The 22,842-nt window shown below is 72.6% G+C and carries 22 protein-coding genes; 4 read left to right on the plus strand and 18 right to left on the minus strand.

What is annotated here, in order from left to right; all coding sequences use genetic code 11:
* Window positions 1-16 precede the first annotated feature (16 nt).
* From ACFYXU_RS10425 to leuA, 3 genes are all read right to left on the minus strand, one after another.
* A complete protein-coding gene (locus tag ACFYXU_RS10425; RefSeq protein WP_376510445.1) occupies window positions 17-709 on the minus strand; it encodes a TerB family tellurite resistance protein in 693 nt (230 codons plus the stop codon).
* Between the two features lie 131 nt (window positions 710-840).
* Window positions 841-2,178: a choice-of-anchor A family protein gene (locus ACFYXU_RS10430; RefSeq protein WP_389407231.1), complete on the minus strand. Its 1,338-nt coding sequence runs from the start codon at window positions 2,176-2,178 to the stop codon at window positions 841-843.
* 248 nt (window positions 2,179-2,426) lie between these two features.
* Window positions 2,427-4,199, minus strand: coding sequence for a 2-isopropylmalate synthase (gene leuA, locus ACFYXU_RS10435; RefSeq protein WP_361404540.1), 1,773 nt, complete (start codon window positions 4,197-4,199; stop codon window positions 2,427-2,429).
* Window positions 4,200-4,492: 293 nt separating this feature from the next.
* Between leuA and ACFYXU_RS10440 the strand changes: the two genes are divergently transcribed.
* A complete protein-coding gene (locus ACFYXU_RS10440) occupies window positions 4,493-5,536 on the plus strand; it encodes a M4 family metallopeptidase (RefSeq protein ID WP_329855226.1) in 1,044 nt (347 codons plus the stop codon).
* Between the two features lie 21 nt (window positions 5,537-5,557).
* Entirely contained in the window at window positions 5,558-5,809 is a 252-nt protein-coding gene (locus ACFYXU_RS10445) for a protealysin inhibitor emfourin (protein ID WP_329855225.1), read from the plus strand.
* A gap of 2 nt (window positions 5,810-5,811) precedes the next feature.
* Here ACFYXU_RS10445 and ACFYXU_RS10450 read toward each other — a convergent pair whose 3' ends face one another.
* From ACFYXU_RS10450 to ACFYXU_RS10480, 7 genes are all read right to left on the minus strand, one after another.
* Complete coding sequence (locus ACFYXU_RS10450) at window positions 5,812-7,155, minus strand: TerD family protein (RefSeq protein ID WP_389457305.1); 1,344 nt, start codon at window positions 7,153-7,155, stop codon at window positions 5,812-5,814.
* A gap of 92 nt (window positions 7,156-7,247) precedes the next feature.
* The gene (era, locus tag ACFYXU_RS10455; RefSeq protein ID WP_374115426.1) at window positions 7,248-8,198 is read right to left on the minus strand and encodes a GTPase Era; all 951 of its coding nucleotides are present in this window, start codon (window positions 8,196-8,198) and stop codon (window positions 7,248-7,250) included.
* Between the two features lie 21 nt (window positions 8,199-8,219).
* Complete coding sequence (locus ACFYXU_RS10460; RefSeq protein ID WP_389457307.1) at window positions 8,220-9,185, minus strand: WxL protein peptidoglycan domain-containing protein; 966 nt, start codon at window positions 9,183-9,185, stop codon at window positions 8,220-8,222.
* A gap of 75 nt (window positions 9,186-9,260) precedes the next feature.
* Window positions 9,261-10,595, minus strand: a complete 1,335-nt coding sequence (locus tag ACFYXU_RS10465; RefSeq protein ID WP_376510454.1) for a beta-xylosidase — start codon at window positions 10,593-10,595, stop codon at window positions 9,261-9,263.
* Window positions 10,596-10,784: 189 nt separating this feature from the next.
* Entirely contained in the window at window positions 10,785-11,264 is a 480-nt protein-coding gene (locus ACFYXU_RS10470) for a hypothetical protein (RefSeq protein WP_389457309.1), read from the minus strand.
* Between the two features lie 209 nt (window positions 11,265-11,473).
* Window positions 11,474-11,836, minus strand: coding sequence for a cytidine deaminase (locus tag ACFYXU_RS10475; protein WP_361404528.1), 363 nt, complete (start codon window positions 11,834-11,836; stop codon window positions 11,474-11,476).
* Window positions 11,837-11,863: 27 nt separating this feature from the next.
* Window positions 11,864-12,751: a helix-turn-helix transcriptional regulator gene (locus tag ACFYXU_RS10480; RefSeq protein WP_329855219.1), complete on the minus strand. Its 888-nt coding sequence runs from the start codon at window positions 12,749-12,751 to the stop codon at window positions 11,864-11,866.
* Between the two features lie 154 nt (window positions 12,752-12,905).
* On the opposite strand from ACFYXU_RS10480, the gene ACFYXU_RS10485 reads away from it, so the two are divergent.
* Window positions 12,906-14,324: an MFS transporter gene (locus ACFYXU_RS10485; RefSeq protein WP_329855218.1), complete on the plus strand. Its 1,419-nt coding sequence runs from the start codon at window positions 12,906-12,908 to the stop codon at window positions 14,322-14,324.
* A gap of 34 nt (window positions 14,325-14,358) precedes the next feature.
* Here the strand turns inward: ACFYXU_RS10485 and ACFYXU_RS10490 are convergent, their stop codons facing one another.
* From ACFYXU_RS10490 to ACFYXU_RS10510, 5 genes are all read right to left on the minus strand, one after another.
* Complete coding sequence (locus tag ACFYXU_RS10490; RefSeq protein WP_389457312.1) at window positions 14,359-14,712, minus strand: MmcQ/YjbR family DNA-binding protein; 354 nt, start codon at window positions 14,710-14,712, stop codon at window positions 14,359-14,361.
* Window positions 14,709-16,004 carry a hemolysin family protein gene (locus ACFYXU_RS10495; RefSeq protein ID WP_329855216.1) on the minus strand — a complete coding sequence of 432 codons (1,296 nt, stop codon included), beginning with the start codon at window positions 16,002-16,004 and terminating at the stop codon, window positions 14,709-14,711. The genes ACFYXU_RS10490 and ACFYXU_RS10495 overlap by 4 nt, the downstream gene beginning before the upstream one ends.
* Before the next feature lie 5 nt (window positions 16,005-16,009).
* A complete protein-coding gene (gene ybeY / locus ACFYXU_RS10500) occupies window positions 16,010-16,507 on the minus strand; it encodes an rRNA maturation RNase YbeY (RefSeq protein WP_116161066.1) in 498 nt (165 codons plus the stop codon).
* 12 nt (window positions 16,508-16,519) lie between these two features.
* The gene (locus ACFYXU_RS10505) at window positions 16,520-17,566 is read right to left on the minus strand and encodes a PhoH family protein (protein WP_376510459.1); all 1,047 of its coding nucleotides are present in this window, start codon (window positions 17,564-17,566) and stop codon (window positions 16,520-16,522) included.
* A gap of 106 nt (window positions 17,567-17,672) precedes the next feature.
* Window positions 17,673-18,791, minus strand: coding sequence for a carbohydrate kinase family protein (locus tag ACFYXU_RS10510; RefSeq protein ID WP_376510461.1), 1,119 nt, complete (start codon window positions 18,789-18,791; stop codon window positions 17,673-17,675).
* 261 nt (window positions 18,792-19,052) lie between these two features.
* Here ACFYXU_RS10510 and ACFYXU_RS10515 point away from each other — a divergent pair, with 261 nt between their 5' ends.
* Window positions 19,053-20,378 (plus strand): MFS transporter, encoded by a 1,326-nt coding sequence (locus ACFYXU_RS10515; protein ID WP_376510463.1) that lies wholly within the window; start codon window positions 19,053-19,055, stop codon window positions 20,376-20,378.
* 129 nt (window positions 20,379-20,507) lie between these two features.
* Here the strand turns inward: ACFYXU_RS10515 and ACFYXU_RS10520 are convergent, their stop codons facing one another.
* The 3 genes from ACFYXU_RS10520 to ACFYXU_RS10530 are packed head-to-tail and all read right to left on the minus strand — an operon-like array spanning window position 20,508 to window position 22,789.
* On the minus strand, window positions 20,508-21,518 hold the full coding sequence (locus ACFYXU_RS10520) for an adenosine deaminase (protein ID WP_389457580.1): 1,011 nt from the start codon (window positions 21,516-21,518) through the stop codon (window positions 20,508-20,510).
* A 2-nt stretch (window positions 21,519-21,520) separates the two neighbouring features.
* Window positions 21,521-22,426 carry a ribonuclease Z gene (locus tag ACFYXU_RS10525; RefSeq protein WP_389457314.1) on the minus strand — a complete coding sequence of 302 codons (906 nt, stop codon included), beginning with the start codon at window positions 22,424-22,426 and terminating at the stop codon, window positions 21,521-21,523.
* Window positions 22,427-22,429: 3 nt separating this feature from the next.
* Window positions 22,430-22,789, minus strand: a complete 360-nt coding sequence (locus ACFYXU_RS10530) for a histidine triad nucleotide-binding protein (RefSeq protein ID WP_376510467.1) — start codon at window positions 22,787-22,789, stop codon at window positions 22,430-22,432.
* Between the last annotated feature and the right edge of the window lie 53 nt (window positions 22,790-22,842).

Here is a 22,842-nt window from a genome sequence, read left to right on the forward strand (position 1 = left end):
CCCCGGGTGCCGGGGGCTAGGAGACGGTGCGGGCCGAGGCGAGGAGGCGGACGGTGTCCTCGGGGGCCAGCGACAGGGCGTTCCCGACGGTCCCGAGGACCTCGGTCTCGGCCGGGGTGTAGGCGCCGTCGGCCAGCGCGATCCGGGCGGCCTGGAGCAGGATCGACTCCCGCCCGGACGGGGCCAGGTGCGGGGTGAGCGGCTCCAGCGCCTCGTGGAGCTCGATCGAGAGAAGCGTGCCCTCGGGGTTCACCTCGGGCATGAAGCGCCCGGTGTCGGCCTCCAGTGCCTCGACGAGGTCGACGAGCTGGACGGCCGTGCACTCGGCGAAGCCGGCGGACCGGACCGCGGTGACGGCCCGGTCCAGGACCTCGCGGGATTCCGTGCCGCCGGCCGCGAGGACGGCCAGGGCGACGGTGTGCACGGCGTCCCGCAGCATCCCGGAGAAGCGGCTGGTCGTCGGGTGGTCGAGCACCTCCGTACCGAAGTGCGTGTGACAGGCCGCGCACTCGACGACGGGGCCGGTACAGCCCCGGGGCAGGACGGGGACGCCCAGGACGGCGAACCTGCGGCGGCCGGTGCGGCGCCGGTAGTTCCGGTCGCCCCCGCACTCCTCGCAGAAGAACTCGCCGTCTCCGACGGTGTTCCAGGAGGTGCGGATTCCGCAGACGCCCACTTTCCCACCACGTGAATTCCGGGCAGACCGCACACGCACCTCCTCAACGGCCCGGCTGCACTGCCGGCGTTGGCGTGATGTTAGCCACATCCTTGATGTGGCGTCAGCACCCCGTCGTCAGATCACCACCGACTTGGCCGAGACACGTCACCGCTCGGGCGGGGTCAGGAGGTGCGGCGGCGGCGCTTCGCAAAGGCCAGGAAGCCTCCGCCGACGAGGACGGCGGCAGCGGCCGCGGCGATGGCACCGGGGCCGATGGCCGAACCGGTCGTCGCGAGATCACCCTCCGGGGTGGCGGACGGAGCCGGGGTGGGGGCGGTGGCGGGCGCGGTGGTCGCCTCCCCCGGGGTGGCCGGGGCCGCCGGGGTGGAAGGGGACACGGAGGCGGAGGGGGTCTCGGGGGCGCCCGGGGTCGCGCCGCCCTCGCTCGGGGTGGGCGCGGGGGTGGTGGCCGGCGGGGTGGGGACGGGGGTGTCCGTCGGCTTCGGCGGCTGCGGGGTGACGACCGGGCCCGGCGTCGTCTCCTTCGGGAGGCAGCCGGTGAAGTTCATCTGGTGGGTCTCGGCGCCGGGGACGGTGACGAGCTCCTCGGCGACGACGGAGCCGTTGACGTGGCCGGGGCCGACGTCCTTGCCGCCCATCTCGACCTTGGCGTTCGGGGCGAGGATGGTGCCGGGCCAGGAGGTGTAGTTCTTCTTCACGCTCGTGGCCTGCGGGAAGTTCCACAGCAGCTTGGACCGGATCTGCCGGTATCCGTCGGCGGGCACGTCGTAGTCGTCGATGACGGGCATGCCGCCGGCGAGGTTCTTGTAGTAGACGCCGTAGGTGGCCGAGGTGCTCATGTCGTACGAGGCGCCGAGCACGTTCACGAGGGTCGAGGAGCCGACCGGGACGTCCAGGGTGATCGCGCGGTACTTCTCCAGGTCGGCGGCGTTCACCGCGAAGACGTTGAGGGTCTTGTCGGTGCCGGTGAGGAAGATGCCGTCGCCGGAGGTGGAGACCGTGCCCGTGGCGGCGGTGGCGGCCCAGCCGGTGGACAGCGCCCGCAGGTTCGTGAACTCCTTGCCGAAGTCGAGGGGCGAGGCGCCCTTCGCGCCCGGGCCGTCGAGGCCGAAGCCGCCGCCCTTCCGGGAGGTGTCGTCGAGCTCGCCGTAGACGCCGGTGCCCTTGGTGATCACGACCTGGTTGGCGTGGAGGGTGCCGGCGACGACGAGGCTGTGCCCGCCGGGCAGCTTCGCGAGGTCGCCGGGGGTCAGCCGGTAGCCGACGGAGAAGCCCTGGCCGGTCTTCGCGTCGCCGAAGTACGCGTCGCCGCCGACGGCGACCGCGCCCTCGGAGTCCGCGTACCGGACCGAGTCCTTCTCGACGAACTCGGCGTAGAGGCCCGCCGTGCCCAGCGGCGAGGCCGCGCACTCCGTGGTGGCGGCGGAAGCGGCGGGTGCCCAGCCGAGGGCGGCACCGGTGACGGCGAGGACGGCAGCCACGGCAGCGGTCGTGCGCATGCGAAACTCCAGGTCAGGGAGGTGTGGAGAGGGCGCGTGGGGGGTGTGTCCGAGTGGACGTGCCGACCTTCCGCCATTCCCTGATGTGCCGTCAACTCACCTGATATGCCACTGAATCCGACATGCGGGGATGATCTTCCTTAAGTGAATCTGAAGCCCCACATAAGCGTGGTGCGCCTCACATGTGCCGCTGCCCCGCACCCTCCGGGAGGACGGGTGCGGGGCAGCGGACGGCGGGGTGACGGGGGTCAGCGGGCGGAGCGGTTGACCGCCGAGATGACCGCCTTCAGGGAGGCGCGGGTGGTGTTGGCGTCGATGCCGATGCCCCACAGGACCTTGCCGTCGATGGCGCACTCGATGTACGAGGCGGCCTGCGCGGAGGCGCCCTCGCTCATCGTGTGCTCCTGGTAGTCCAGCAGCCGGGCGTCGACGCCGACGGACTGGAGCGCGGCGAAGAACGCGGAGATCGGACCGTTTCCGGCGCCGGTCAGGACGGTGTCGACGCCGTCCACGACCGCCTCGACGGTCAGCGTGTCGGTGCCGTCGGTGTCGGAGGTCGACTGGCCGGAGCGCAGCTGGATGCGGCCCCAGCGGTCCGCCGAGCCGTCCGGGCTGGGCAGGTACTCGTCCTGGAAGACGGCCCAGATCGCGGCCGGCGTGACCTCGCCGCCCTCGGTGTCGGTCTTCTGCTGGATGATCTTCGAGAACTCGATCTGCATCCGGCGCGGCAGGTCCAGCTTGTGGTCGTTCTTCAGGACGTACGCGATGCCGCCCTTGCCGGACTGCGAGTTGACCCGGATGACGGCCTCGTAGGAGCGGCCGACGTCCTTCGGGTCGATCGGCAGGTACGGGACGGCCCACTCGATCTCGTCGACGGTCCTGCCCTGGGCGGCCGCGTCGGCCTCCATGGCGTCGAAGCCCTTCTTGATGGCGTCCTGGTGGGAGCCGGAGAAGGCGGTGTAGACCAGGTCGCCCGCGTAGGGGTGGCGCGGGTGGACCTCCATCTGGTTGCAGTACTCGGAGGTGCGGCGGATCTCGTCGATCTGGGAGAAGTCGATCTGCGGGTCGACGCCCTGCGAGAACAGGTTCATGCCCAGCGTCACCAGGTCGACGTTGCCGGTGCGCTCGCCCTGCCCGAACAGGCAGCCCTCGATGCGGTCGGCGCCGGCCATGACCGCCAGCTCGGCGGCGGCGACGGCCGTGCCGCGGTCGTTGTGCGGGTGGACGGAGATGCAGATGTGCTCGCGGCGGGTCAGGTTCCGGGACATCCACTCGAAGCGGTCCGCGTGCGTGGACGGCGTCGAACGCTCCACGGTGGCGGGCAGGTTCAGGATGATCTCGCGGCCCGGGCCGGGCTGCCAGACGTCACAGACCGCCTCGCAGACCTCCAGGGCGAAGTCCAGCTCGGTGTCGGTGAAGATCTCGGGGCTGTACTGGTAGCCGAAGGCGGTCTCCGGGCCCAGCAGCTTCTCCGCGTACTCCATCACCAGCCGGGTGCCGTCCACGGCGATCTGCTTGATCTGCTCCTTCGAGCCGCGGAAGACGACCCGGCGGAAGGTGGGCGCGGTGGCGTTGTACAGGTGGACCGTGGCGCGCTTGGCGCCGACCAGGGACTCCACGGTCCGCTCGATCAGGTCCTCGCGGGCCTGGGTCAGGACGGAGATGGTGACGTCGTCCGGGATCGCGCCCTCTTCGATGATGGAGCGCACGAACGCGAAGTCGGTCTCGCCGGAGGACGGGAAGCCGACCTCGATCTCCTTGTAGCCCATGCGTACGAGCAGGTCGAACATCTCGCGCTTGCGGGCCGGGGACATCGGGTCGATCAGCGCCTGGTTGCCGTCGCGCAGATCGGTGGACAGCCAGCGGGGCGCCTTGGTGATGCGCTGCTCGGGCCAGGTCCGGTCGGGGATCTCGACGGCCTCGTACCGGCCGTACTTGTGGATCGGCATCCCGGACGGCCGCTGCGTGTGGGTCGCGTTGGTGACGGGCGTCGGGCGGCTGACGAAAGGCGACTGGGACATTGCGTGGGGCTCCTCGGGTCCAGCAAGAAGGACGGCCGACTGTCGAACGCAGCACCAGAACCCGCGGGGAGGGGGTCGGCCTACGACTACAGGCCCTCGCCGCGGCAGCTAAGGAGAAGCAGCCCGAAACGCATGATGTCCGTCACCTTAGCCCAGGTCCGAGAAAGCCGGACGACGCGTTTCAGTATGCGGGACGGCGGCGGCGTCAAGAGCGAAAGGTGACTCATCACTCCATTTCGCCAATCGTCGTCGCAACCCGTGACAGGGGCGATACTCAGTGCCACATTGCTGACATGACCTCCCACACGCCTGTCTTCTGCTCGATCGTCCCGCCGCACGTCCTGGAGCGGCTGGCCGAGCACGCCGACCCGGCCGTCGCCGAGGCCGCCCGCCGCACCCTCGCGGGCGACCTGGCCCAGCGCACCACCCGGACCGAGCGGGCCGTGCCCGCCCCGGCCGGCGGCGCCGACGGAAAGCCCCGGCGGACCGTCCACGACGCCAAGAACGGCACCCGGCTGCCCGGCCACCAGGTGCGCGCCGAGGGCGAGCCGCCGACCACCGACGACACGGCCAACCGCGCCTACGCCGGTCTCGGGGCGACCTTCGACCTCTTCCTGAACGCCTTCGGGCACGACTCGATCGACGGCGCCGGACTGCCGCTCACCGCGACCGTCCACTACGACGAGAAGTACGACAACGCCTTCTGGAACGGCGAGCAGATGGTGTTCGGCGACGGCGACGGCGAGCTGTTCCTCGACTTCACGATCCCGGTCGACGTCATCGGCCACGAGCTGGCCCACGGCTTCACCCAGTACTCGGCGAACCTCGCGTACTACGGCCAGTCGGGGGCGCTCAACGAGCACGTGTCGGACGTCTTCGGCACGCTCGTGAAGCAGTACGCGCTCGGCCAGAGCGCCGAGCAGGCCGACTGGCTCATCGGGGCCGGGCTGCTCGGGCCCGCCGTCGACCGGGGCACGGCGCTGCGGTCCATGAAGGACCCCGGCACCGCGTACGACGACGACGTCCTCGGCAAGGACCCGCAGCCCGGCCACATGGACCACTACGTCCGCACGGGCTCCGACAACGGCGGGGTGCACATCAACTCCGGCATCCCCAACCGCGCCTTCCACCTGCTGGCCACCGACCTCGGCGGCAACGCCTGGGGGCGGCCCGGCCGGATCTGGTACGCCACGATGACCGGCGGGACGCTGACCGAGGAGGCCCGGTTCTCCGAGTTCGCGCGGGCGACCGTGACGACGGCCCGGGACCTCTACGACGAGCAGACGGCCGAGGCCGTGCGGCGCGCCTGGTCGGGCGTGGGAGTACCGACGTCCTGAGCCGACTGGTAGACAGGGCCCATGCGGATTCGAGTGCGGCGCACGGGCGGTTTCGCGGGCATCGAGCGGTCGGCGGAGGTGGAGGTCTCGGGACCCGAGTGGGACTCCCTGTCCTCCGCCGTCCTCGCCGGGGGCGACGGTGACGCCCGGGGCGTCCCGGACGGCTTCTCGTACGAGATCACCGTCGACGGCCGCACGGTCCACTGCCGCGACCCGCACCTCACGGACGACCAGAGGACCCTCGTGACGAGGGTCCTCAAGGAAGGCGCGTAGCCCTAGCGGGCGTCGCGGCGCCAGAACCTGCTCGGGCGGGGCGGGCCGACCTCCAGGGACCAGTCGCCGTCGGCGCTCTCGACCTGCACGAGCAGGGGCCCCCTGGGGAGCGGACTGCCGTCCCGGGGAAGCCTGCTCGCCACATTGGCGAGCAGGTGCCGGCGACCGTCCGGCTCGTGGCCCTGGACGAGGAAGTACTCGTGCTCGAAGCCCGTACGCAGCCGTGAGGAGAGGTGGCCGGCCGGCCCCGTGTACAGCAGCACGTCGCCGCCCCTTCCCCGGGCGCGGCGGCCGAGCCGCTCCACGGTGGCCACCGGACGGACGGCGAGCGTCCACGCTCGGGCGCCGGCGCTCACGCGCAGACGCAGCGGGCCCTTGCCGTCGTGCCGCAGCAGCCCCCGGCCCTCGTAGTCCTCCAGGAGCGTGTTCGCCAGCAGACCGCTGTGCTTGCCGTTCTCGTCGAGGCTCTCCACGGAGAAGTTGCCCTCGCCGGCCCGGGTGGTGTCGACCACCACGTAACCGGCCGGGATCGGCACGTCGACGGTGAGGGTCGCCCTGCCCTTGCCGCTGCGGACGAACTCCGGGAAGTCCCCTCCGAAGAGCTCGATGCCCGACCCGGGGCCGAGGCGCGCGGGCCGCTGGGCGGGGACCTGAGCCGGTGCCTGGACGGCGGCCTCGGCCGCCCGGACCTTGGCCAGGAGCTCCTCGGGGATCGCCTCGGGCGGGGCGGTCTCCCCGGCGGGGGCGGGCTCGTCCCCGGGGCCCGGCTCCGCCTCGGACGGGGCGGGCTCGTCCCCGGAGCCCGGCTCCGGGTCGCGGCCCTCGATGCCGAAGTCCTCGGCGAGGCCGATCAGGCCGGAGTCGTACCCCTGCCCCACGGCACGGAACTTCCACGCCCCGTCGCGCCGGTAGAACTCGCCGAGGACGAACGCCGTCTCCGTGCTCGCGTCGTCCACCTCGTACAGCGCCAGCTGCTCGCCGGTGGCCGCGCTCATCGTCCTGATGTGCAGGTCCGGGACCCGGCCGAACGTCCCGTCCTCGCTGGAGGCGGTGATCACGATGCGCCGGACGTCCGGCTCCACGCGCCCGGTGTCGATCTCCAGCCAGTCGGCGACCCGCCGCTCCTCGTCCCGCACCTGCCCGAGCAGGCGCACCGCGCCGGACGCGTGCGCGGGCTGGTTGTAGAAGACCAGGTCGCCGTCGCTCCTGACCCGGCCCTCGGCGTCGAGCAGCAGCGCCGAGGCGTCGACCTCGGGCACTCCGTCGCCGGCGGCCCGCCGGACGACCGCGATCCGCCACACCTGCCCGGGGACCGGCAGGTTTCCCCCCTTGACGATCTCTGTCACGGCGCCATGCTGACACGCGCCCCGGGGACCTGCCCAGGAGACCGTCCGGAAGCCCGCCCGGGAGACGCGGCGACGGCCGCCGTGAAGAGCGTCTAGAAGCCCAGCTTCCGCAGCTGCTTCGGGTCGCGCTGCCAATCCTTCGCGACCTTCACGTGGAGGTCGAGGAAGACCGGGGTCCCGAGGAGCGCCTCGATGTGCTTGCGGGACTTCATGCCGACCTCCTTGAGGCGGCTGCCCTTGGGGCCGATGATGATGCCCTTCTGGCTGGGGCGCTCGATGTACACGTTCGCGTGGATGTCGAGCAGCGGCCGGTCCGCCGGGCGGTTCTCGCGCGGGATCATCTCCTCGACGACCACCGCGATGGAGTGCGGCAGCTCGTCCCGTACGCCTTCGAGCGCGGCCTCGCGGATCAGCTCCGCGACCATGACCTGCTCCGGCTCGTCCGTGAGGTCGCCCTCCGGGTAGAGCGGCGGGGACTCCGGCAGGAGCGGGATCAGCAGGTCGGCGACGAGCTGGACCTGCTTGTTGCCGACGGCCGAGACCGGGACGATCTGCGCCCACTCGAAGCCCAGCTCCTTGCCGAGCTGGTCGACGGCGATCAGCTGCTCAGCGAGCGTCTTGGAGTCGACCAGGTCGGTCTTGGTGATGATCGCGACCTTGGGGGTCTTCTTGATCCCGGCGAGTTCCTTGGCGATGAACTTGTCGCCGGGGCCGAGCTTCTGGTCGGCGGGCAGGCAGAAGCCGATCACGTCGACCTCGGCCCAGGTGGTGCGCACGACGTCGTTGAGCCGCTCGCCGAGGAGGGTGCGCGGCTTGTGGAGCCCGGGGGTGTCGACCAGGATCAGCTGCGCCTCGGGGCGGTGCACGATGCCGCGGACGGTGTGCCGGGTGGTCTGCGGCCGGTTCGAGGTGATGGCCACCTTCTGGCCGACCAGAGCGTTCGTGAGGGTGGACTTGCCCGCGTTGGGGCGGCCGACGAAGCAGGCGAAGCCGGCCCGGTGGACGGCTTCGGTTTCTTGGTTGCGAGCGCTCATGGGGGCCATTGTCCCCGATGAGCGGCCGCGTCACGCACTCAGTGCCCGGCGTCGCCGTATCCACAGCCCGAAGAGCCCGGCCGCGCCGCCCGCGACGAGGACCGCGGCGGCGAACCAGGGCAGGGCCAGGAAGGAGACGGTGCCGCTCTCCCGCACGTCCTTGGCGGTCGCGGTGAGGGTGAGGTCGCCCCAGTCGAGCTGCGGGGAGCCGGTCCAGCGCTCGGTGAGCCGGATCTTCTGCCGGGGCAGCAGCTCGGCGGGGATCCCGGCCAGGTCGCGGTCGAGGAGGGTGCGGCCGAAGAGGCCCCGGGCCTTCAGCACGACCTGGGGGTTGAGGGTGACGTTCCCGCGGTTGTACAGGGTGTACGAGACGAGGGCGGTGCTCGTGCGCGAGCCGGGGACCAGCGGCCGGTCCTGGTCGAGGGTGACGTCCTCGACGGCGAGGGCGGGGACGGTCGGCCCGTTGACGCGCAGGTAGACGCGGGCGCCGACGGCGCGCTGGACGCCCATGGCGACGGCCCCGTCACCGCCCGGGGCGATCCGCTCGTCGAGGGCGACGAGGGCCCCGGGGTGGTCGCCGGGGTCGGCGTCGGCCGGGACGGTCAGGGTGTACGGGACGGTGACGGCGGAGCGGGCGGGCACGGTGATCCGGGTCCGCTCTGGCCTGATCCAGGCGCCGGCACCGGTCTGCCTCTCCTTCTGGGTGCGGACGGCGAAGCCGCCGTCCCGGTCGGTGTTGTAGGCGTCGGCGCCGTACAGCCGGAAGGTCAGCGGGGCGGCGGTCTTGTTGGCGACGGTGACCCGGTCGGTGAGCGTCGTCCCGGGGTCGGCGGAGAGGTAGAAGTAGGGGCGGCCGCCGAGCTTCGAGGCGGCCGGGTAGACGGCCCACTCGCCGTTCTCGGCGGCCCGGGCGCCCGGCGCGAGGCCGAGCAGCACGGCGAGGGCGCCCAGGGTGCTCAGCGTGCTCAGGAGGAGGACGTACGGCTTCGTGCGCACGGGTGCGGACCCCCGGGGTGCGGATCGGGCGGGCCGGCCGGGTGCGCGCCCGGCCCGCGGGGCGGTCAGGACGGGTCAGGACAGGGTCAGCGTGAGCACGCCCGCGTACGAGCCGGGCGCGGTGAACGCCGGGACGTCGAGGGAGAGCTGCGCGTCGACGGTGAACTCGCCGCCCGTGAGGGTGCCGTTCGGCGTGGAGGCGAGGGTCGCGCCGCCGCTGCCGACCGGGCCCGCCGAGCCGGCGGCGCAGGTGCTGGGGCTGCCGGCCTTGGCGGTGCAGGCGGGGGTCCAGGAGAGGTTCCCGGCTCCGATGGCGCCGCCGGGGCCGGTGAAGTCGGTGACCTTGCCGGTCAGGGACCAGCCTGCGGGGCCGCCGCGGAAGTCCTTCACGGTCACCGTCCGGAGCGCGCCGGTGGCCGCGCCGCCCGTGCCGAAGTCGACGGAGGACAGCTGGACGGCGTCCCCGGCCTGGGTCATGGACAGCTCGCCCGGCGTGACGGCCGCGGTGATCGTCTGGCTGTTCGGCGGAGCCGGGACGACGACCTTGTACGCGGCGGGTCCCGCGCCCTTCTCCGGGTCCCAGGCCGCGCCCTCGTACGCCACGATCCCGGTGGTCGCCACGTCGTTCACCTTCAGGCGCGCGGCGAAGCCGCCCTCGCTGTCGGTGGTGACGGTCATCCGGTCGGCGGTCTCCGCCGCACCGGCGCGGCCGGCGACGGTGACCTCGGTCAGCGGGGTGAACTTCGAGCCGGTGACGGTCACCCGGACGCCGGGGTCACCGGAGGCGCTGTCGAGCTGGAGCGCGCGCGTGTTCGGGTTCGTGGCGGGGCTCGCGACGACCGTCTCGGAGACCGGGGCGGGCGGGGCGAGCACCGTACAGGGGGTGTCCAGCTCCATCAGGTACGAGGTGTGGATGTTGTAGTCGCCGGGCGCGAGGGTGATCGATCCGGCCTCGGTGGCGGTGAAGGTGCCCGTCATGGAGAAGGCCGGGAAGGAGCCCTTGCCGGGGACCGGCGGGTTCTTCTTGGGGCCGGTGACGGTGACCGTGCCGGTCTGGGCGCCGCCGAGGACCACCTTGCCGGTGGGCGTCATGATGTCGGCCGGGAGCGCGAGGTCGACGGGGTTGGACGCGGCCGGTCTGGTGATCGTGTAGGTCACGGTGACGGTCTCGCCGACCTTGGGACGGGCCTTGTCGACCGTGATCGCGGCGGTGGTGGTCCCCGTGATGGGCGGGATGCCGGCGATCGGCGGCGGGACGCAGCGGGTCTGGAATTCCACCGGCTGCGACGTGGTCGTCGCCCCGGCCGGGACGGCGAGCGCGCCGCCGCCGGCGACCGCGAGGGCGGTGACGCCGAGGACGGCGGTCCAGCGCCGTCTTCGGGCCGCCGCCCGGGATCGGGTGAGTGCCATGGGAGTGCCCCCTCCTGAGGATGAGTGGGCGCCATTGACGGCCGGGGGCGGAGAGAAGTCAATGACATCGGATCCCAGCGACTGATGACCCATCAGATCATGTCAAGATCATGAAATCGAAGGACATATCCGCAGGTCACGACGGAGACCGGTGCCGCCCGGGGCGGCACCGGTCCGGGTGGGACGGGCTCAGCTGAAGACGAACGGACCCGGCGACTGCGAGGTCACCGCGTCGCAGTTCACCGTGACCCCGAAGATCACCATCTTGAGGGCGACCCCCGCGAAGTACGAGTTGAGGCTGTCGCCCGAGGCCACGGTCCCGCTGAGCGGGCCCATGATCACGGACTGCCCGGCGGAGCGGGCCGGGTTCTTCTTCCCGGTGAAGACCCGGGTGCCGCCACCGGCCTTGGCCAGCGTGAGCGTCGAGCTGATGGTGTCGGTGCCGACCGCGACCGGCGTGGTGACGGAGGAGCTGATGGTGATGGTCGCGGCGGCCCCGCTCTGCGTGGCCGTGAGCGTGGCACCGCCGCCGCCCCAGCTGCCGCAGTCGTACGTCGCCGTGGCCGAGCCCGGCGAGACCGCGCCGGCCGTCGGCGCGAAGGCGAGTCCGGCGGCGGCGAGCGCCCCGGTGAGTACCGCGACGGTCCCTAAGGTGCTTCTGCTTCTCATGGCGAGTTCGAACCCCTTCCGATACCGAACGCAGGGGTGCGGACACTGCGTGAATGGTGGAGATCTGACGGTCCGTCTGGCGAACCGCTGTCATTGACGCGCAGACGGCATGGGAAGGCAAGAGAAGGTGCCGTGATCCTTCACAAGGACACAAAGAAGCGGGGCCCGGCGTGCCGCCGGGCCCCGCCGCCCTGTTCTCGCCGCCCGCCTCAGCCCGCGGTGACCGCCACGCGCAGCTGCCCGTCCGGACCGGCGAGCAGCACCGGGGTCTGCGGCCCGCCGAGGTCGCGCACCGCGGCGCGGTCCTCCTCCGAGGCCGCGTCGGCGTTCGACACGACGGCCGCCGCCTCCAGGGACTGGGCGCCGCTGGCCACGGCCATCGCGACCGCGGTCCGCAGCGCGCTCAGCTTGAGCGACTCCAGCTCCACGGTGCCCGCCACATAGGTGCGGCCCGTCTCGTCGCGTACGGCCGCGCCCTCCGGCACGCCGTTGCGGGCGCGGGCGCTCCGCGCAAGGGTGATGATCTTGAGGTCCTCGGCGCCGAGGTCGCCGTGCTCGCTGCTGAGTGTCATGGACCGAGCATAGGTCCGTCCGGATGATCAGCCCGCGACCGGGTACATCGCCCCGCGGCGCCCCTCCGGCGACACCAGCCACTCCAGCTTCTCGGCCGTGTTCGCCTCCGGCATCGGCGTGTGCATCACGATGACCAGGTCCGGACGGGCCGGGACCCTCAGCTGGGTGGCCTCCACGACCAGCGTGCCGACCAGCGGATGCTCCATCTCCTTGCGGTTCTGGCCGCCCGGCAGGATGTCCCGCCGCTCCCACAGCTCCGCGAACTCCGGGCTCTGCTCCTTGGCCGACTCGACCACCGCCTGGAAGCCCTCGTCGTCCGGGCACTCCGAGCAGGCCGAGCGGAACTGCGCGACGACCTTCGGCGCCAGCTCCTCCCAGCGCGTCGACCGCGAGCGGTAGAGCGGGTCCGTGAAGAACGCGATCAGGCAGTTCTGCACGATCTCCTGACGCATGCCGAGCACGATCGCCGCCGCGTCGTTCCACATCACGGTGTTCCAGTACACGTCCATGATGTGCGCCGGGAAGGGCATCCACGCGTCGATGAGCCGCCGCAGGCCGTGGCACATGTCCCGGTCCTCCGGGGCCGCCTCCAGGGCCGGCGGGTTCAGCGCCGCCAGGACGTACAGATGGCGCCGCTCGGCCGGGGTCAGCCGCAGCACCCGCGCCACCGAGTCGAGGACCTGAGCGGAGACCGTGATGTCCCGGCCCTGCTCCAGCCACTGGTACCAGGAGACGCCGACGCCCGCGAGGACCGCGACCTCCTCGCGGCGCAGGCCCGGGGTGCGGCGGCGCGCGCCGCCGTCCGGGAGTCCCGCCTCGGCCGGACTGACCCGGGCCCGACGGCTCATCAGGAACTCGCGCAGCTCCCCGAGTCGGTGCTGCTTCGCGCTGGCGCTCTCGAGAGCGGTGACCACGTCTGCTTCCTCCCCCTGGACGCACATGACGGACGGCTGGTGGTGCCTGGTGGTGCCTGGTGGTGCCTGGTGGTGCCTGGTGGTGCCTGGTGGTGCGACCAACAGGATAAGTTCCCGCTCCCCACGGTTGTTCCCGCCCGCGGAAGGTGGGGCCATGGCAACGACGACCACCCCGCCCGAAACCCCCACCACCGCCGCCGCCCCGGCCCCCGCCGCTCCCCCGGCCCTCGCCCGCCGCGACCGGCTCGTCCTCTTCGTCCTGTGCGCCGCCCAGTTCATGGTGGCGCTGGACTTCTCCGTCCTGAACGTCGCGCTGCCCGTCCTCGGCGCCGACCTCCGCTTCGACCCGTCCGCCCTCCAGTGGGCGGTCACCGCCTTCGCCCTGCCCTCCGGCGGCTTCCTGCTCCTCTTCGGCCGGATCGGCGACCTCTTCGGCCGCAAGAGGCTCTTCCTCTCCGGTCTCGCCCTCTTCGGCGCGGCCTCCCTGCTCGCCACCCTCGCCTGGAGCCCCGGCTCCTTCCTCGCCGGCCGCGCCCTCCAGGGCCTCGGCGCGGCGGCGATCGTGCCGACCGGCATGGCGCTGCTCACCACCGCCTTCCCCGAGGGCCCGCTGCGGGCCCGCGCGCTGGGCATCTCCGGCACGCTGATGTCCCTCGGCTTCACCATCGGCATGGTGCTCGGCGGGGTCATGACCGACACCCTCGGCTGGCGCTCCACGATGGGCCTGCTCACCGTCTTCACCCTGATCGTCCTGCCGCTCGCCCCCGGCCTGCTGCCCGAGTCCCGCACCCCCGAGCGGCCCCGCCTCGACGTGCCCGGCGCCCTGACCGTCACCGGCGGTCTGCTCTCCCTGATCTACGCCCTGACGACGGCGGCCGAGCGCGGCTTCGACGGCGTCGACGTCCCCGTCACCCTCGCCCTCGGCGTGCTGCTGCTCGTGGCCTTCGGCGTGATCGAGTCCCGGCACCCGGCCCCGCTGGTCTCGCTGCCGGTGCTGCGCCGCCGCACGGTCGCCTTCGGCAACATCGGCGGTCTGGTGACCTTCTCGATGATGTCGACGATCGTCTTCGTGCTGACCCTGTACCTCCAGGAGACCCTCGGCCTCTCGGCCTTCGCCTCCGGTCTCGTCTTCGGCGTCCAGGGCGCCTTCTCGGTCCTCGCCGGCATGTTCACCCCGAAGGTGATCGGCCGGTTCGGCGCCCACCGCACCCTGGTCGTCTCGCTCGCCGGTCAGGGACTGCTCACCTTCGCGCTGCTCGGCATCGGCCGGGAGTCGGGCGCGGTCCTGGCGACGGTGGCCGTCTCCCTGGCCTCGATGCTGCACCTCGGCGCGATCATCTCGTACGGCGTGACCGTCACCTCCGGCGTCCGCGACGAGGAGCAGGGGCTCGCGACGGGCCTGGTCACCACGACCCAGCAGGTCGGTCTGACCGTCGGCATCCCGCTGCTCGGCGTGCTCGCCACCACCGGCTCCGACCTCTTCGCCGGGGTCCGGACGGTCATCGCGCTGGACGCGGCGGTCGTGGTCGGCGCGGCGGTCGTCGTCGCCCTCGGCCTGCGGCGCCGGTCCTGAGGCCGCGCGCACGGACTGACCGGGCGGACGCCCCCTACGGGCGGTCGAGGCGGAGGCGCACCGCCTTCGGAAGACCGGCGACGACGAGGTCGTACGAGTCCTCGACGAGCTCCCGGACCATCCGGTCCGGGAGCTCTCCGACGGTCACGGTGTTCCAGTGCCGCTTGTTCATGTGGTAGCCGGGAGCGATCGCCGGGTGCTCCTCGCGGAGCCGCACGGCTTCGTCCGGGTCGCACTTGAGATTGACCCGCAGCGGCACGTCGTCGAGCCACGAGAGCGCGAACATCTTCCCGGCGACCTTGAAGACGGAGACCCCCGGGCTGAAGGGGAACTCCTCCGTGGCGTCGTTGAAATCCAGGCAGAGGGCGCGCAGCTCGTCGGGGGTCATTCCGGCTTCTCCTCCGGTTCCAGGGGTTCCACGAGCACGGTGACGATCTTGTTCCGGCGGCCGGCGGGAGCCTCAGCCGTGAGGCGGAGCGAGCGCCCGTCGGGAAGCTCCACGACGGCCTTGGCACCGGCGATCGGGACCCGGCCGAGCGCCTTGGCGAGCAGACCGCCGACGGTCTCCACGTCCTCGTCGTCGTACTCGTCGGGGCCGAAGCCGTAGAGCTCGCCGAGGTCGCCGATGTCGAGGCGGGCGGTGACCCGGTAGCGGTCGTCGCCGAGCTCCTCGACGGGCGGCAGCTCCCGGTCGTACTCGTCGGTGATCTCGCCGACGATCTCCTCCAGGATGTCCTCGATGGTGACGATGCCGGCCGTGCCGCCGTACTCGTCGATGACGACGGCGACGTGGTTGCGCTCCTGCTGCATCTCGCGCAGCAGGTCGCCGGCGTTCTTGGTGTCGGGCACGAAGGCGGCGGGCCGCATCGCGGTGGACACCAGGTCGGCCTCGGAGTCCCGGTTGATGTGGGTCCTGCGGACCAGGTCCTTCAGGTAGACGATGCCGACGATGTCGTCCTCGTTCTCCCCGGTGACCGGGATCCGGGAGAAGCCGGAGCGCAGCGCGAGGGTGAGGGCCTGACGGATCGTCTTGTACCGCTCGATGCAGATCAGATCGGTCCGGGGCACCATCACCTCGCGGACGAGGGTGTCGCCCAGCTCGAAGACCGAGTGCACCATGCGGCGCTCGTCGTCCTCGATCAGCGACTCCTGCTCGGCGAGGTCGACCATGGCCCGCAGCTCGGCCTCGGAGGCGAAGGGGCCCTTGCGGAAGCCCTTGCCCGGGGTCAGCGCGTTGCCGATGAGGATCAGCAGCTGCGGGATCGGGCCCATGATCCTGGCGAGCGGCAGCAGCACGTAGGCGGCGGCGGTCGCCGTGTTCAGCGGGTGCTGGCGGCCGATGGTGCGCGGCGAGACGCCGACGGCCACGTACGAGACGAGGACCATGACGCCGATCGCGACGAGCAGCGCCTCCCAGGTCTCGGGGAAGGCCTCCAGGCAGGCGTACGTGACGAGGACGCCGGCCGCCATCTCGCAGGCGACGCGGACGAGCAGCGCCACGTTGAGGTAGCGGGTCGGGTCGGCGGCGATCTGCGCGAGCTTCTCCGCGCCGCGCCGCCCGGACCGGACGGCCTCGGCGGCGCGGAAGGTGGAGACACGGGCGAGACCGGCCTCGGCGCAGGCGGCGAGCCAGGCCACGACGACCAGCGCGACGGCACCGAGGATCAGCGAGACGTCCATCCGGGTCAGGAGACGGTCGGCGCGGGCGAGGGACCGGTGAGGCCCTTCTCCGCGCGCCAGCCGTCGACGATCGCCGCCTGGAGGCCGAACATCTCGGCCTTCTCGTCCGGCTCCTCGTGGTCGTACCCGAGCAGGTGCAGCACCCCGTGGACGGTGAGGAGCTGGAGCTCCTCGTCCATGGAGTGCTGCGTCGGCGCGTCCTTGCCCTGCTGGGTGGCGACCTCGGGGCAGAGCACGATGTCGCCGAGGAGCCCCTGCGGGGGCTCCTCGTCGTCCTTCGACGGCGGGCGCAGCTCGTCCATCGGGAAGGACATGACGTCCGTCGGCCCGGGCAGGTCCATCCACTGGATGTGGAGCTGCTCCATCGCCTCCGCGTCCACGACGATCACCGAGAGCTCGGAGAGCGGGTGGATGCGCATGCGCGCGAGCGCGTAGCGGGCGATGTCGAGGATCGACTGCTCGTCGACCTCGGTGCCGGACTCGTTGTTGACGTCGATCGACATGGTGCTTTTTTGCTACTTCCCGTTGCGGCCGTTGCGGCTGTCGTACTGCTCGTACGCGTCGACGATACGGCCGACGAGCTTGTGCCGTACGACATCCTGCGACGTGAGCGTCGAGAAGTGCACGTCCTGGACCCCGTCGAGGATGTCCCGGACCTGCCGCAGACCGCTCTTCGTCCCGTTCGGCAGGTCGACCTGGGTGACGTCACCGGTGATGACGATCTTCGAGTCGAAGCCGAGGCGGGTGAGGAACATCTTCATCTGCTCGGGATTCGTGTTCTGCGCCTCGTCGAGGATGATGAACGCGTCGTTCAGGGTTCGGCCGCGCATGTATGCCAGGGGCGCGACCTCGATCGTCCCGCTCGCCATGAGCTTGGGGATCGAGTCGGGGTCGAGCATGTCGTGCAGGGCGTCGTAGAGCGGGCGCAGGTAGGGGTCGATCTTCTCGTAGAGCGTGCCGGGCAGGAAGCCGAGCCGCTCGCCCGCCTCGACGGCGGGCCGGGTCAGGATGATCCGGTTGACCTGCTTGGACTGGAGGGCCTGGACCGCCTTCGCCATGGCGAGATAGGTCTTTCCGGTACCGGCGGGGCCGATGCCGAAGACGATCGTGTGCTTGTCGATCGCGTCGACGTACCGCTTCTGGTTGAGCGTCTTGGGGCGGATCGTGCGTCCCCGGCTGGAGAGGATGTTCTGCGTGAGCACCTCGGCGGGAGTCTCCTCGCCGCCCTCCTCCGATCCGTTCCCGCTCGCCCTGAGCATGGCGATCGAGCGTTCCACTGCGTCCTCCGTCATCGGCTGACCGGTGCGGAGCACCAGCATCATCTCGTCGAACAGGCGCTGGATCAGGGCCACTTCCGCCGGGTCGCCGACGGCGCTGACCTGGTTGCCCCGGACGTGGATGTCGGCGGCCGGGAACGACCGCTCGATCACGCGGAGCAGGGAGTCACCGGAGCCGAGCAGGGTCACCATGGGGTGCTTCGCCGGGACGGTGAACTGGGCGCGGGCCTGTCCGGGCGTCCCGTCGCGGGACGCTCCGTCGTGGGCTGTGGGTGTCTGAGTCATGGGCCGGCACTGTGGCCTGCGCATACCTCCCGTTGCGGGGTTCTCGCTGCTCGACAACCTCTCGGCTTCCCAGCCTACGACCCCGTGCCGACAAGGCCGTAGCGGTTTACGAGGCCGTCGCCCGGAAGCCGATCGTCGGCACCGCCCTGCGCAGCGGCCACGGGCGGGCGGGCGCGGGCAGGAGCCGCTCCAGGAAGGCGTAGCGGCCGCGCAGCGCCTCGGGGTCCTGCCGGGCGTGGCCCTGCACGTGCTGCCACCAGGCGGCGATCTCGCCCCAGGTGGGGGCGGACAGCGAGCCGCCGAACTCCTGCACGGACAGCGCGGCGGTCAGCCCGGCGAAGGCGAGCCGGTCGGCGAGCGGCCAGTCGGCCAGGGTGCCGGTGACGAATCCGGCGACGAAGACGTCCCCGGCGCCGGTCGGGTCGAGGGCGGAGACCTGGATGGCGGGGACCTCGGCGGTCTCCCCGGTGCCGCCGTCGACGGCGTAGGCGCCTTCGGAGCCGAGGGTGACCACGGCGTAGCGGACCTTGTCGGCGAGGGCGCGGGCGGCGGCCCGGGGGCAGTCGGTGCGGGTGTAGCGCATCGCCTCGGCGGCGTTGGGGAGGAAGGCCTCGCAGTGCTGGAGGTCGGTGAGGCCCGCCAGGTCCCAGCGGCCGGTGTCGTCCCAGCCGACGTCGGCGAAGACCTTGGCGCCGCCGCGGGCGGCCTGGGCGACCCACTCCTCGGAGCGGCCGGGCACGAGGGAGGCGACGGCCGCGCGGGCGTGCGGCGGGTAGGCGGGCAGGGCGTCGTCCGGGGGCGGGGCCTCGTGGCCGTGCGAGACCATCGTGCGCTCGCCCTCGTAGGCCATGGAGACGGTGACGGGCGAGTGCCAGCCGGGCACGGTGCGGGAGAGCGAGAGGTCGATCCCCTCGCCCTGCTCCAGGGCGTCCCAGCAGTACTCGCCGTAGTGGTCGTCGCCGAAGGCGGCGGCGAGCGAGGTGCGCAGTCCGAGGCGGGCGAGGGCGGTGGCCATGTTGGCGACGCCGCCCGGGCTCGATCCCATGCCCCGGGCCCAGGACTCGGTGCCGCGGACGGGGGCGCTGTCGAGGCCGGTGAAGATGATGTCGAGGAAGACGGTGCCGGTCAGGAAGACGTCGCAGGCGGGGTCGGTGGGCTCGCGCAGGCAGACCAACGGGTCGACCCCGGCGTCGTGTTGCGGCTGCTCTCCCCTTGCTGTGGTCACGGCAGGCTCCCCGGTCGCGGTGCGGATCACTTCAGTGTGCCCGATGGGGGTGGGGTGACGGGTGGGACGCACAGGAAGAGCGGCCTTTTACCCAGGAAACCACCGGTGAAACACAGAGTGACTCAGATCACACACTGAACGGGTGGAAACCGTCTTCTCCCGCCCGTCTCCTGCTTGATACACATGGTTCCGCGACCCCGTGCCCCGCGCACACCACAGGGCGCTCCACCCTCCCTCCCCCCTTCGTTTCCGGGAACGCCCATGTCCTCGCGGACTCGCCGCCCGGGGGCGCTCGTCGCCCTCGTCGCCCTCTTCACGGCCGGCTACCTCGCCCCGTACCTCCTGCCGACCGTCGTCGGCCGCCTCTCGGCCGGTCTCGGCCTCACTCCGACCCAGGCGGGCCTGGTCGGCTCCGTCCTGCTCCTCGGCTCCTCCACGGCGGGCTTCACGCTCGCCGCGCGCGGCGAGCGGATCGGCCCGCGCCGGGCCGCCCGCGCGGGCCTGCTCGCGATGACCGTCGGCTACGGCTCCGCCGCCGCGACCGGCCTCGTGCCGCTGGTCGTCGCGGGCGCCGTCCTCGGCGGCCTCGGGTCGGGCACGGCGACGGCGGTCGCCGTGGCCGGGATCGCCGGCCGGCGCGACCCGCACCGGGCCTCGACGCTCGGCCTGCTCTCCGTCTCGGCGACGGCCGGCGCGCTCTACCTGACGCTGCCGCACGTGGGCGGCGGCCACGCGGCCCCGCTCCTCGCGATCGCCGGCGCGGCGGCCCTGGTGTGGCCGGTCACGACCCGTCTCCCGGCCGCGCGCGCGTCCCGCGAGACGGCGCCGGTGTCCGGCCCCCTCCCCCACCGGCGCTCCGGCGCCGTCCTCGCCGGGGGCATCCTGTGCTGGTCCCTCGCGCAGAACGCGCTGTGGGGCGTGAGCGGCCGCATCGGCCTCAGCCAGGCGGGCCTCTCCGAGGTCACGGTCGGCGCGGTCTTCGCGGCGGCGCTCGGCGCGGGCCTCGTGGGCGTCACGGCGGCGGGCGCGCTCGGCTCGCGCCTGGGCCGGGCGGTCCCGATCGGCGCCGGAACCGTCGCGATCGCGGGCTGCGTCCTGCTGAGCTCGACCGCCCGGGACCTCGCCACCTTCGCCACCGGCGAGATCCTCTGGAACGCGGTCTACCCGGTCGTCCTGTCCTACCTGCTGGGCCTGGCGGCCTCGCTGGACCCGCGCGGCCGCTGGGCCGTCATGGTGGGCGCGGCGTCGTCGCTGGGCGTGGCCTGCGGCCCGGCGACCGGCTCCCTGCTCTCCGCGGACGCCGGCTACCCGGCCATGGGCCTGACCCTGTGCGCCCTGCTCCTGCTGGTGGCGGCCCCGATGACGGCGGTCGCCCGCCACGCCTCCGGCCGCCCGCTGGTCCCCGGTTCCGTCCACCGGCGGGGCGGCGCGCCCGCGGCGGTCCTGGCGGGCCGGGGCCCGGGCACGGCGCTGGTCCCGCAGATGGGAGCCCCGGAGCAGGAGGTCGCCCCGGTGCCGGTCCCGGTGGGCCGCCGCCGGGCCGTCCGGTCGGCATTCGGCCTCGCGAAGCCGGGCGACCGGGGGTGAGGCCCGCGCCCGGGGCCCCCGCGTGCGCCCCGGGCCCGGTACCGGCGCCGTGCCTCACGGCCCCCGGCGCCCCCGGACCTCGTCCGCGCCCCGGGCCCGGGGCCGCGCCCCGCGCCTGTGCCCCGAGGCCTACGCCCCGTCGAACTCGTACGCCTCGACCTCCGCCAGGTACCGCTCCCGGCGCGGCTCGTCGTCGTCGAGGAACGACGCCACGAACGAGTTCCGCGCCAGCTCCCTCAGCTGCTCGGGGGCCAGCCCCAGCGCGTCCCGCACCCCGTCGAAGTTGTCCCCGACGTAGCCGCCGAAGTACGCGGGATCGTCGGAGTTGACGGTGACGAGCAGCCCCGCCGTCATCATCTCCCGCAGCGGATGGTCGGCCAGCGTGTCGATGACGCGGAGCCGGACGTTCGACAGCGGGCACAGCGTGAGCGGCACCCGCTCGCGGGCCAGCCGCTCGACGAGCGACGGGTCCTCCATGCAGCGCAGGCCGTGGTCGATCCGCTCCACTCCGAGGACGTCGAGCGCCTCCCGCACGTAGGCGGCGGGGCCCTCCTCGCCCGCGTGGGCGACCCGGCGCAGACCGAGCCGGGCGGCCTCCTCGTACACCGCGCGGAACTTCGCCGGCGGGTGGCCGGCCTCCGCCGAGTCGAGGCCGACGCCGGTGATCCGGTCGAGGTACGGCTTCGCGGCCTCCAGGGTCGCGAGCGCCGACTCGGCCGACTCGTCGCGCAGGAAGCACAGGATGAGCCGGGTGGAGATCCCGAACCGCTCCTCGGCCCGGTCCAGGGACGCGCCGAGGCCCTCGACCACGGTCCCGAGGGGGACGCCGCGGGCCGTGTGGGCCTGCGGGTCGAAGAAGATCTCGGCGTGCCGGACGCCCTGCGCGGCGGCCCGCTCCAGGTACGCGTCGGCGAGGTCGGTGAAGTCCTGGGCGGTGCGCAGGACCGCCATCAGCCCGTAGTAGAGGTCCAGGAAGGACTGGAGGTCGCTGAAGCGGTACGCCTCGCGCAGGGCGGTGGTGTCCGCGTACGGCAGGGTGACGCCGTTGCGCGCGGCGAGCGCGAAGGCCAGCTCGGGTTCGAGGGTGCCTTCGATGTGGAGGTGCAGTTCGGCCTTGGGGAGGCCGGAGGGGAGGGGCATGTTCACGTTCGTTTCGGTACGGGGACCCTCATGAGGTCCTGGGCGATGCTCAGCTCGCCCTCGAACCCGGCGGCCCGCGCCTGCCGTTCGAAGGCGGCGGGTTCGGAGTAGCGCTGCGAGAAGTGGGTGAGGACGAGGTGCCGGACGCCCGCGTCCCGGGCGACGGCGGCGGCCTGTCCTGCCGTCAGGTGGCCGTGGTCGGCGGCGAGCCGGACGTCCTCGTCGAGGAAGGTCGACTCGATGACGAGCATGTCGGCGCCCTCGGCGAGCGCGTGGACCCCGTCGCAGAGCCGGGTGTCCATGACGAACGCGAACCGCTGCCCGCGCCGGACCTCGCTGACCTCGTCGAGGCCGACGCCGTTCAGGCCGCCCTCGCGCTGGATCCGGCCGACGTCGGGGCCCTTGATGCCGTGCGCGGCGAGCTTCTCGGGCAGCAGGCGGCGCCCGTCGGGCTCGGTGATCCGGTAGCCGTAGGACTCGACGGGGTGCGAGAGCAGGCGGGTGTCGAGGGTGAGGTCCGCGGTGACGGCGAGCGGCCCGTCGGCGCTGACCGGCGCCTCGGTCAGCTGCACGGTCTCGCGGTAGGCCGTCGCGTACCGCAGGCGCTCGAAGAAGTGCTGCCCGCTCGCCGGGTAGTGGGCGGTGACCGGGTGCGGGACCTGGTCGAGGTTGATCCGCTGGATCACCCCGGCCAGGCCGAGCGAGTGGTCGCCGTGGAAGTGCGTGACGCAGATCCGGTCGAGGTCGTGCGCGGCGACCCCGGCGCGCAGCATCTGCCGCTGGGTGCCCTCGCCGGGGTCGAAGAGGATGCCGTGGCCGTCCCAGCGGAGCACGTAGCCGTTGTGGTTGCGGTGCCGGGTCGGGACCTGGCTGGCCGTCCCGAGGACGACCAGTTCGCGTACGGACACGGGCTATCCCGGAGGCCAGTTGAGACCACGGCCGCCGAGGACGTGCGCGTGGGCGTGGAAGACGGTCTGGCCGGCGCCCGCGCCGGTGTTGAAGACGATCCGGAAGCCGCTGCCGTCGATCTTCTCCTGCGCGGCGACCTCGCCGGCCTCGCGCAGTATGTCGGCGGCGACGCCCGGCTCGGCGGCGGCCAGCGAGGCGGCGTCGGGGTAGTGGGCGCGCGGGATCACGAGGACGTGCGTGGGCGCCTGCGGGCTGATGTCGCGGAAGGCGACGGTGGTCTCCGTCTCGCGCACGATCGTCGCCGGGACCTCCCCCTCCGCGATCTTGCAGAACAGGCAGTCGCTCTGCGGCTCTCCGGCCATGTCCCGGACCTCCTCGGTCTGATGCGGACCGCCGATGGCGATCACTGCTGGGG

The organism is Streptomyces sp. NPDC002232 (assembly GCF_042890295.1).
In the GTDB taxonomy this organism is placed as follows: domain Bacteria; phylum Actinomycetota; class Actinomycetes; order Streptomycetales; family Streptomycetaceae; genus Streptomyces.